The organism is Pacificispira spongiicola (assembly GCF_012926505.1).
In the GTDB taxonomy this organism is placed as follows: Bacteria; Pseudomonadota; Alphaproteobacteria; order UBA8366; family Aestuariispiraceae; genus Pacificispira; species Pacificispira spongiicola.
In genome coordinates this window covers 112,276-121,696 of the sequence record NZ_JABBNT010000006.1, presented here as the reverse complement: position 1 = coordinate 121,696, position 9,421 = coordinate 112,276, and the positions used below count along the sequence as shown (strand labels likewise).

At 56.4% G+C, this 9,421-nt stretch carries 13 protein-coding genes; 10 read left to right on the top strand and 3 right to left on the bottom strand.

Going from position 1 to position 9,421, the window contains the following annotated elements:
- Positions 1 to 170 precede the first annotated feature (170 nt).
- On the top strand, positions 171 to 566 hold the full coding sequence (locus tag HH303_RS18930) for a zinc-binding metallopeptidase family protein (RefSeq protein WP_169626969.1): 396 nt from the start codon (positions 171 to 173) through the stop codon (positions 564 to 566).
- 31 nt (positions 567 to 597) lie between these two features.
- Entirely contained in the window at positions 598 to 2,631 is a 2,034-nt protein-coding gene (locus HH303_RS18925; RefSeq protein WP_169626968.1) for a phage tail length tape measure family protein, read from the top strand.
- A 456-nt stretch (positions 2,632 to 3,087) separates the two neighbouring features.
- Here the strand turns inward: HH303_RS18925 and HH303_RS18920 are convergent, their stop codons facing one another.
- Positions 3,088 to 3,492 carry a GIY-YIG nuclease family protein gene (locus HH303_RS18920; RefSeq protein WP_169626967.1) on the bottom strand — a complete coding sequence of 135 codons (405 nt, stop codon included), beginning with the start codon at positions 3,490 to 3,492 and terminating at the stop codon, positions 3,088 to 3,090.
- 274 nt (positions 3,493 to 3,766) lie between these two features.
- Between HH303_RS18920 and HH303_RS18915 the strand changes: the two genes are divergently transcribed.
- A complete protein-coding gene (locus HH303_RS18915) occupies positions 3,767 to 4,027 on the top strand; it encodes a hypothetical protein (protein ID WP_169626966.1) in 261 nt (86 codons plus the stop codon).
- A gap of 84 nt (positions 4,028 to 4,111) precedes the next feature.
- The gene (locus HH303_RS18910; RefSeq protein ID WP_169626965.1) at positions 4,112 to 4,723 is read left to right on the top strand and encodes a hypothetical protein; all 612 of its coding nucleotides are present in this window, start codon (positions 4,112 to 4,114) and stop codon (positions 4,721 to 4,723) included.
- Between the two features lie 354 nt (positions 4,724 to 5,077).
- Here the strand turns inward: HH303_RS18910 and HH303_RS18905 are convergent, their stop codons facing one another.
- Complete coding sequence (locus tag HH303_RS18905) at positions 5,078 to 5,311, bottom strand: helix-turn-helix domain-containing protein (protein ID WP_169626964.1); 234 nt, start codon at positions 5,309 to 5,311, stop codon at positions 5,078 to 5,080.
- A 94-nt stretch (positions 5,312 to 5,405) separates the two neighbouring features.
- On the opposite strand from HH303_RS18905, the gene HH303_RS18900 reads away from it, so the two are divergent.
- From HH303_RS18900 to HH303_RS18880, 5 genes are all read left to right on the top strand, one after another.
- The gene (locus HH303_RS18900) at positions 5,406 to 5,699 is read left to right on the top strand and encodes a hypothetical protein (RefSeq protein ID WP_169626963.1); all 294 of its coding nucleotides are present in this window, start codon (positions 5,406 to 5,408) and stop codon (positions 5,697 to 5,699) included.
- 141 nt (positions 5,700 to 5,840) lie between these two features.
- The gene (locus tag HH303_RS18895; protein ID WP_169626962.1) at positions 5,841 to 6,311 is read left to right on the top strand and encodes a hypothetical protein; all 471 of its coding nucleotides are present in this window, start codon (positions 5,841 to 5,843) and stop codon (positions 6,309 to 6,311) included.
- Between the two features lie 136 nt (positions 6,312 to 6,447).
- A complete protein-coding gene (locus tag HH303_RS18890; protein WP_169626961.1) occupies positions 6,448 to 7,122 on the top strand; it encodes a hypothetical protein in 675 nt (224 codons plus the stop codon).
- A gap of 520 nt (positions 7,123 to 7,642) precedes the next feature.
- On the top strand, positions 7,643 to 7,900 hold the full coding sequence (locus HH303_RS18885; RefSeq protein WP_169626960.1) for a hypothetical protein: 258 nt from the start codon (positions 7,643 to 7,645) through the stop codon (positions 7,898 to 7,900).
- A 40-nt stretch (positions 7,901 to 7,940) separates the two neighbouring features.
- Positions 7,941 to 8,684, top strand: coding sequence for a DNA/RNA non-specific endonuclease (locus HH303_RS18880; RefSeq protein ID WP_169626959.1), 744 nt, complete (start codon positions 7,941 to 7,943; stop codon positions 8,682 to 8,684).
- Positions 8,685 to 8,694: 10 nt separating this feature from the next.
- Here the strand turns inward: HH303_RS18880 and HH303_RS18875 are convergent, their stop codons facing one another.
- Positions 8,695 to 8,943: a hypothetical protein gene (locus tag HH303_RS18875; protein ID WP_169626958.1), complete on the bottom strand. Its 249-nt coding sequence runs from the start codon at positions 8,941 to 8,943 to the stop codon at positions 8,695 to 8,697.
- A 115-nt stretch (positions 8,944 to 9,058) separates the two neighbouring features.
- Between HH303_RS18875 and HH303_RS18870 the strand changes: the two genes are divergently transcribed.
- A complete protein-coding gene (locus HH303_RS18870; protein ID WP_169626957.1) occupies positions 9,059 to 9,247 on the top strand; it encodes a hypothetical protein in 189 nt (62 codons plus the stop codon).
- The last annotated feature ends 174 nt before the right edge of the window (positions 9,248 to 9,421 follow it).

Here is a 9,421-nt window from a genome sequence, read left to right as displayed (position 1 = left end):
GAGCTGCACCCGTCGCCCGCACCCTCGCCGCCCGCCCCCCACATGTGCGGGGTAGAGTCCGACCCGGCCACCAGGGGTAGGGGGTGTCAATTTCTAGGGGTTCGGAGCCCCATGTCCGGTCTCGAGCTAAATTTTTCGCAATGGCGAATTAAAATTTCAAGGTTTGAGTGATGACCACACGTGGAAGAAAACCTAAAGCGCCGGAACTTCGGTTGATTGAAGGCAGTCACCGAAGCGACCGGCACGGCGATCCCAACGCGATCAAAGCGGGGCTTGGTGCCTCAAAATCCGCATTCGGACCCGTTGAGCGGCCCAAGGGGATGAAGGGCGAAGCGCTCAAGGCGTGGAAACAATACATCGAACCTGCGTTCTGGTTGGACGCCAGCCGGGAGCCGTCGGCGATTGCCTTCTGTGAACTGTGGGCGGAATTTAGGGCTATCCCGTCGCACTTCCCGGCGGCGCGACACACACAGATGCGCGCCTATATGAGTGAGCTTGGGCTGACCGATCTTCGCAATCGTCCGGCTCCTGGCGAGACCGAAAAAGACCCATTTTTCGATGACTAGCACAGCGCGAACAAGGTAGGGCGTTAGAACGATGGCATTCGAACAAGTCGGCATGGCGGTAACCATCGAAGCGCAGCTAGAGCGCTTCGACCGGGCGATGAAGAACAGCGGAGTCATTGTCGATACCGTCGCCACGGGTATGGACAAGGCGACGAAACGCGCCGCTACCAGCTTCAATCGATTGGAGGGGGCGCTTAACCCGGCAGCGGCGGCGACGCGTCGATACGAAAGGGATGTGCAGAAGGTAAAGGTCGCCGTTGATAGCGGCGCTGTCAGCAACGAGCGCGCGGCCCAAGTCTTGGCGCGCTTAGGCGATCAGTACGAACGGAGCGCACAAACCGGCGCGGGCTTCACTCGCTTCCTCGGTCAAGGCGCTCGCGGTTCCCGTCAAATGGGCATGGCCGTTCAGAACGCAGGTTTTCAGGTCGGTGACTTTGCGGTCCAAATCGCATCCGGGCAGAACCCGTTACGCGCCTTCATCCAGCAAGGAACGCAGCTTGTCTCTATGTTCGGCCCGTGGGGGGCTGTGATCGGTGCGGCTGGCGCGGTGTTTGGTGCGCTTGCGACGACATTCATCGACGCTGGCGATTCCGCGAAGAAAGCGGAAGAAGCCGCCGCCGATCTGGAAAAACGGTTGGACAGTCTGAAGTCCAGCGCCAACGGAACGGCGGATGCGCTGCGCAATCTTCGCGCCGGAACCGACGATTTCACCTTGGCCGGGATCACGAAGGAAATCGCGGACTTCGAAAAGCAACAGACGCAACTGCAAGACCTTTTCTCAATCCAGAACCCGCGCGTCCGGCAGCGTAAAATCGCGGACGTTTTGGGTATCGATCCGGGCGAAGCGCGAGAACGTCTGGAAGATGTAACGAAGCGCCTTGAAGAACTTCGGGCTACGCGGGACCGGCTGGTTTCCGATCTGTCGAACCTTCGGACGGCGAACTCTTTGCTAACCGGCCAAAAAAGCCCGGCTACTGAGGAATATTTCGCAGGCGTGCGCGCACAGGTTGACGCCACGCGTGACCGCATCGACGCACTGAAAAGCGGTGCGAAAGAAGCCGACGATGCTGTCGCGGCGATCTGGGCGCGGGTGAATAATCGCCTGCAATCCAGCATGGGAACCGGATCGCTTGTGACCGGCGGACCATCCCCGGAATCTCTGGCGGTTTTCGACCGCGCCAACGCCAACACCGACCGTTACCGGGAAACGCTGGAACGGCTGAAAAAGGCAATGGAGGACGGCAAGGCAGTTGAACTGTCCGTCCGCACGGAACGGGAACAGCACGCCGACACGCTGGAACGCCTGGACCAACTTTTGATGCAGGGCGCGATCAGTCAGGAAACCTATAACCGCGCCGCTCAGAACGCGAACCGGACGCTGATGCAGTCTGACCCAGTATTCAAAGGGTTCTCCAGCGGTTTGGACTCCATGTCAACCGGGCTGTTCAGGTTTGCGGATGCATCGGAAAGCGCGTCGGAACGGGCGCGAAATGCCCTTGTCGGGATGTTGAATGATATCAGCGAGGAATTCGCCCGCCGGGCCATTACGAACCCGCTTCTCAATCTCCTGTTCGATGCGGGACTACCGACCCTAACCGGATTGTTCGGCAGCGGAGGTGGGATCAACATTGCCAGCAATGCTTTGCCATCCGGTTCTGTCCTGCCGCCAAGCGTCGCGGCTGGCGTCCGACACAGCGGCGGCATGGCCGATAGAGGGCTGACAAGAACCGTTCCAGCGGCGTTGTTTGCGGGTGCACCGCGCTATCACAGCGGCGGGGTGGTCGCGCCTGGAGAGGTTCCGGCCATCCTGAAACGTGACGAGGAAGTCCTGACGCGAAGCGATCCGCGCCACCGATACAATTTCGGTCGCGGCTCCGGCGCGGCCAGCGGACCCACGTTCAACATCGACGCGCGCGGCGCGGACCGCCAGGGCATGGCAGAACTGAGCGCAACTGTCCGCGCGCTTAACGGAAAAATAAACCGTATCGACGCCACTTTGGAGCCCCGCGCCGTGAAGTCGATGGTCGATACGCGCCGCCGGAACCCGAAAATATTCAGTGGATGATGGGCATGTCTTCAGAGCCGATCAGAGACCACCGCGCATTCGTTTCACGAGAGGGCTTTGTTGAATTCATGGCGGAGTGCTGGCCCCATCTTGACCTATGCCTTGCCATTACAGAGGACTTCACGGCGACCGGCGATGCAGGCCCCTATCGGCTCGGGGGAACACCCCTAGAATTCGCTGACGACGCCGAATCTAAAGCGGCTTTACTGGAGCATATGGCGAGCCTGCTTCGGTGCTCTGCTCAGATCGTTCGCGGGGCGGATTCCACCGTTTTCCACCTGATAAACGGCGGCAAGAATTAGCGCCGTTCCATTCCTGCTAGGCTGCGGTATTATTGCCGCGCTGGGCCGGGGGCGGGTCAGACGTTCGGCTTGGCCCAGACGTGCCGCCGCCTGCGTATCCCGCCCCCTACATAATGCCCCGAGGATTAATTGCGCCCATCGACCAAAAGATGGATCAAGTCTTGATCCCGATCGTGTTGCCTAAAGGCTGGAACTTTTCAATCAGGTATTCTTCTAAACTGGGTGCCTCATAGGCATTGTCGAGCGCGACTGTGAGAACGAAATTCGGCTCCGCTCCCCAGGCTTCAGGAATCTTCGGCACACCTCGTTTGCGGGTCGGATCGGTTGGATCGACCTTAAAGTAGTCACCGAGCCTCTTGCCTAGATTGTTTGTCTTCCCGATGTAGATCAATTCGAGATCGTGGTCGAAGATTGCGTAGCATCCGGGCCGACCATTGTTAGGCCAAGTTTGGTCAAAGTTGCACTGGATGTCCCACGGATCGCTCCAATGCATGTTCATGTTTCCATACCGAACCGCATATTCGTTGGCGATATTCTGAACGTCTTCCATGGTAGCCATGTTTAATTCCTTTAATATTAGATGGATTCCACACCAACAAATGGCGAATGGCCGACTTAACGTTTCGCCTAAAGAAAGATTTATTAAGTCCGGAAAGATTTGCGGCGACACCGTGGCGAGTAGCACGATAGGCGCAGTGTAAAACGCCTCCCGCTGCCCGAACGTCCATAACCCGACTTGACGGAGAGCTACCGCCTTCGGAACGCTCGCCAGCACATGCCGCCGCTTAGACCATATATCAGTGTTTAGGCCCGCCCAACAGGCCGATCACCTGATGCGGCGGAAAGAGGTCTGGGAGCGGATAAGGAATAGTGGTGCAAGTTGCACCGAAAATAGAGACAGGGGCAGGCCGAGCGAGTTCGCCTCGGAAACCGCTGATGCAACCGGCGTAGATAAATCGACAATCAACCGCGCTGTCTCTCGTGCAGAAAAAATCGCCCCCGATGTTCTGGCGGAAGTATCCGGCACGGAACACGACAAGGGCGTGGAACTGGACGCGCTGAAGCGGCTGTCGCCAGACGAACAGCGAAGTTGATCAAATGGTTTGCATTCCGCACCATTACTACGGTTTGATGTTAACAACATAGATTACTCGCGTTTAGGCATGGAGATTCTGGCTATGAAATCTTGGCTCGCCATGTTCGGTTTGATTATGGCGTTCGCGGCACCTGCCGCAGCCCGTGATTATGTCCTCCCCGGCACTCTTCACTTGACCAACGGTACCCTCGTGCAATGCGAAGACATTAACCTTACCGATCTTCACTACAGTAAGGGCGGTATCGTTGTAAAAAGCGGCTACTATGAGAGTGAAACCAATAGCTTCCACCTGAAGAAACTGGATCAAAACATTAGTATTTTGTTGAATGATATGGATATCCGCTCCCTGTCCATAATGATTGATGGCGACAGTTGGGGCGACAGTACGATGATCGAAGTTGTTCTCAAGAACGGCAACATCGCAAGCATGGGAGTCTTCAAAGATCGTAGCGAACGCTCATTGGGGTCCCGTTTAGTTGCAACTTGCGAAGATACATTTACCGGTAAAAAACAAGAGCAGACGCTCTATTGGGGAACAGTCGACAGCAAAGATGGTCCGCGCGTCCTATCGGCCAATTTCGAGGAAACAGGAAACGTAAAATGGTCGAACGGATCGAAGCGGTTTTTTCCTGTCGGCTTCGAGTTCGACCCCTATACAGGCGAACGATTGATTTTGAAAAATACGGTGGAATAACGTCGACCACCTACATTGTCTCTCGTCACGCTAACCGTTCCGAATAGCCGCAGCGTGATAGTATCCGATCAGCTTCGATTCTAACCAGACTTGTCACCATTTCTGAAACACGGCAAATCTCGGTGGAGGCGTCCGATCATTCGTTTACTCCCGAAATACCAGCCATTCGTCCAACTTGATCATTCAGCCAAACTCTCCGCCCGCCTATTCTTATCGGCGACGGTCCATACTTTCGCAGTTGGCCAGGAGATATCTGACCGCAATAGTCACACGCTGTCTTAACGTCCATCGCGGCAGGCCAAGGCCGCATTATCTCAATAGGAGGAGCGACGACGGCGGGAGAGCATTCCTCCGTCATTCCTTCTTCAGCCTTACCCCTGCCCCGCCCCCATTCTCAGGGATGAAGACGACGCCAGCGGACTCTAGGGCGCGCTGAACCGAGGCGACATTGCCTGCATTGCTTCGCGCGGTGCCTAGCTTTTCCATGCGCTGGATCGTCGGAAGCGAAACCCCGGATTTCTCGGCGAGTTCTTTCTGATCCATACCGATCAGCGCACGCCCCGCTTTCATCTGAGCGGCATCTATCATGTTTTAAACCTCACCTATGATGTTTCATAATTGATATTTTATCAATCATGAGTTATGTATAAAACATCACGCACGACGTTTGAAGAGAAATCCAATGTCCCACAACGCGACCAACCAAACCCGAGAAGAAGTAATCGCAAACCTCAAAGCTCTGCTTGAGGAGGCCACTCCGCTTCCGGTGGAGTGCCGCCGGAAAGTTTTACGCGACGTGATCCGCGATACGCGTTCCGAGGCAATCATTCTTCCGCGCCTGATGCGCCTGTATGGCCGCCAATGTATCGAAAGCCTAAACGCTCAACAGGTCGATGAAACTCTTCGCCACTTAAAAGCTATAGCCCGGATGCTCAAGACAGAGCATGCCGGATCAACGGTTGCCAACGATGTTTAACGTGATCCAGCACATGGGCCTTCGTTGCCATCGCCGCGCTAACATTCCGCGTTTGTATCCAATCCAGCCTTGAGCGCGGCACGGACACATCGAGTTGTGCGCCGTGGTGGGGGCCGGACGAACCGAGAGGGAGAAATTGAAATGAATACCGTCACGAAAACATCCACCCGCCGTTCCATTTTGAAAGGCAGTGCGGCGGCACTCGCTGGGGCTGCACTTGTCTCCACGACTGCGAAAGCTGCAACGAGTGACCCGCATCCGGTTTGGCTGGCCGAACTGACGGCCATGCGTGCCGAGGGAAAAAAGCAGATTGAACCGATCTATCGTGACTTGGAAAAGCGGTTTGCCGGCCATCGCGGTACCGAAGACCATATTCGCGCTTGTGTCGCTGCGGTCAGTCCCGCCGCAGCGGATTTCAGCAACCGCCACGGCGCGCGTGCGGCGGAACTGGAGCGACTGATCTTGTCGACGCCTGCAAAGACCGTCGCCGGGATCAAGGCACAAGTCGGCATGGCCTGTGACCGGTCCAATAACAGTTCCGCGCTGTATCCGTCCTATGATTATTGGGACGTTCTGCGTGCCGTGGAAGCATCGCTTGCCGAGATGGCGTAAGCCGGACGACTGACGGGAACAGACGCCAATCAACCCCCGCCAATCGCCCTTATCCCTAGTCACCTAGAGAAACCCGACTATGCACCGTGCCCGAAACAGCAACAAGGGCCGGTCATGGTCGGGGAAGGAACACAGAATGAAAACCGATATCACCCGCCGCGCCGCCCTGGCAGGCTCCACCGCCGCCATTCTTGCGGCTGGCATGAACACCGCCGCAGCGGCCCCCATCGATCCTCACATCGCATGGCTTGCCGAGATGGATCAAATTGAAGCCACGCTTATTGCCATGGGGAGTGAAGAAGACGCGCTTAACGGCGCTCTGATTCGTGACCTGGGAAGGGTTCAACCTGCCGTGACGGTCAATGCGGGGAGCCGTACCTATGTGACGGATCGGCAAGCGATCATCGATATTCTGGACGGACTGCCGACACTGGACGACCTGAAAGACAGGGACGCGCTCAACCAAGTGTCATTTCGTCGCCTTCGGCAGACGTGGGAGAAAGCCCTGGAAGAGTTCGACGCCAAGACGGCGCGCTTTGAAGCCCATCCGGCGTATCAACGCATGAAGGAATGGGAGCGCCGGACTAACGAGTTGATCGACCAGGACGACAAGATTTCCCGGCTTATGGTCGACACCCCCGCCAAGACGCTGGCCGGGGTGCACGCCCAAGCGGTGCTTTTGGAACGCTGGACCCGCGACGGTCTCGAATACCTGGACGAACGGGAGAGCGAGATTGCGGCCCGCATCCGCGAGGCGCTGGCGAAGATAATCGGGCAGCAAGAACCGGCGCAACATTCCCGACCTGCCTGACACTGCGGAGCAGAGAACTTTCAGCCCCGGCTTCGGCGGGGGCTTTTTCTATGCACGGTGGATGGGTGGGGGAAAGACCTCCGAAACCCCGTTTCTGATCGCTATCGCCCGCCGCTCGTGATTTAATATTTACAAACTATGCGCCCTATAGGGGAGTTATCCCGATGCGTAGTATCGTGCTTTGTCTCGCGGTCCTATTGATCGCACCGAACGCCACCCAAGCCGACGAGTGCCTAGTCAGCTATGGCGATTACGGTAACATCTGGAACGGCATGACCGAGCGCCAAGCGCTGGCCGCGTTGCGGTGCCCCGGAACAATCCTAGCCGAAACAGAATCGGGATCGACACGCATCAAAATCGTGCGGTGGGCGGGGTATGGAACCCCTGGGGCGAACATCACGGTCACGTTCCAGAATGGACGAGTGGCGAGCAAAGCAAGTGCTGGGCTTCACCAAGGCAGAACAGCGCCGGACAATTTGCAAAACTACAGTCTACCTTAAGGAAAAGGAAAGCCGCCCCTATGACCCGTATCGTGCTCCTCGCGTTTGTTGCCCTCACCCTTGTCGGTTGCGACAAGAGAATCGCAACGCAAATGAATGACGGAACTATCGAATTGAAATTCATGGATCCAGTCTTAACCGGCGCGAACGTCGCTATGCAGAACCTCCACCAGGACGCTTTGGAACGGTGCCCAAACGGATATGAAAAGCTATCCGATAGGACTGAGAAGGACGCGGCCAACAAGACATGGTTCGTCTGGACCGTGCGCTGCAACTGAACCTCGATCCTAACGCCACCATTCAATGAAGGGAAAGCCGATGCGACATATGGTTATGGGGGCACTAGTCGGGCTTGCCTCGATTGTAACGGTACCGGCACGGGCGGACACGATCCTCCTAGAGTATCCCGGATTCACACTCTGGTACGATTGCGCGCTCGGTGGAGCCGTTGCGGCGCGGTACGAGATTGGACCCGATACCGGCTCGCTTGAGCGCGACCACGCATTTTTCCTAGACGAAAATCTGCCGGATGACTGCAAGGGCCAAATCAGCACAGACACTTATGCTTCGGTCCCGAACGCCCCCGACGATTACGACCTGGGCCACCTTGTACCGGCCAACCACCTGGACGACAGGAAGGACGCCATAGCCGCGTCCAACGTGATGACGAACATAACGCCGCAACAGTCGTCGTTTAATCGGACAGGCGCTTGGCGGAAAACCGAGAAGTTAATCGAGTGTTGGCGGGACGAAGCGGACAAAGGACCGCTGGTGATCTGGATCGCCGTAGTTTGGGGAAGCGACGAGGACAACGATTATTTCGTCAATTCGCATGGCATCGTCACTCCTGACCGCTTCATGAAACTGGTCCACAGGCCCGTGACCGGCGAGGCAGTCGCTTGGAACTTTCCGAACGCTAAAATCCGATCCGGCGACGCGTCCACTTACCTGACCACGCCTGCCGAGGTGATCCAGGCGCTAGGTGTGCCGCTGCACCTGCGCGGCATCGACATCGACAAGAAAACGACGGCTTGGCCAGATCCAGGATGCGACCAAGGTTGATGCGTATCGCTTAGGTCTGATCAACTAAGACGACTTCATTCAAACCGTATGCCTCTGCGAACTCCGTAGCGGCCTGTATGGCGTCGGCTTCTATATCGTACCGGCCAAATTCTGGTTGAAGAAAGACAACCTTTCCGTCACGCGCTACGCTACCTGTTAGGTAATGCGTTACACGTTGATCTGACGGCGCGATGTATTTCACAACAGTTGCATGATCAGTGTCATCGCTTGGAATTTCCGTTGCGCGCCTGATATCCATTTTCTGCCCCTTTCAGTACGCATTGTGATCGTTACTGATACGACCATTTTAAAATTGCTGCCCTTCGGATACCTGATTCGTTGGAGGGCTTCGGCTTTTCCGATATTGAATATCAATGGATACGAAAGACATTTACCGAACCGCAAAGCTCTTGATCGATCAGCACGGCGAAAACGCCAGCGTCGAGGCAGCATTGAACGCGGACCGCTTGCTCGACGGGGGCGATTTCGAGGGGGCCGCAGTCTGGCGAAGGATTGTCAAAGCCATTGCCGATCTACAAGCCGAGACCGGGACGATCCATTAGGATCACTTAACCTACCATAGAGCACCCGCCTTCTAAGCGGACGGTCACGAAACGTCACTGACCGTCACTGGCATTGATCGCCACGCCTCATTTGTTCTATCTTAGTTCCGAATTAGCGCTTGGACGAGCGCACCCTATCGGACAAGCAAAATGATCAACTTGGGCGACATCATG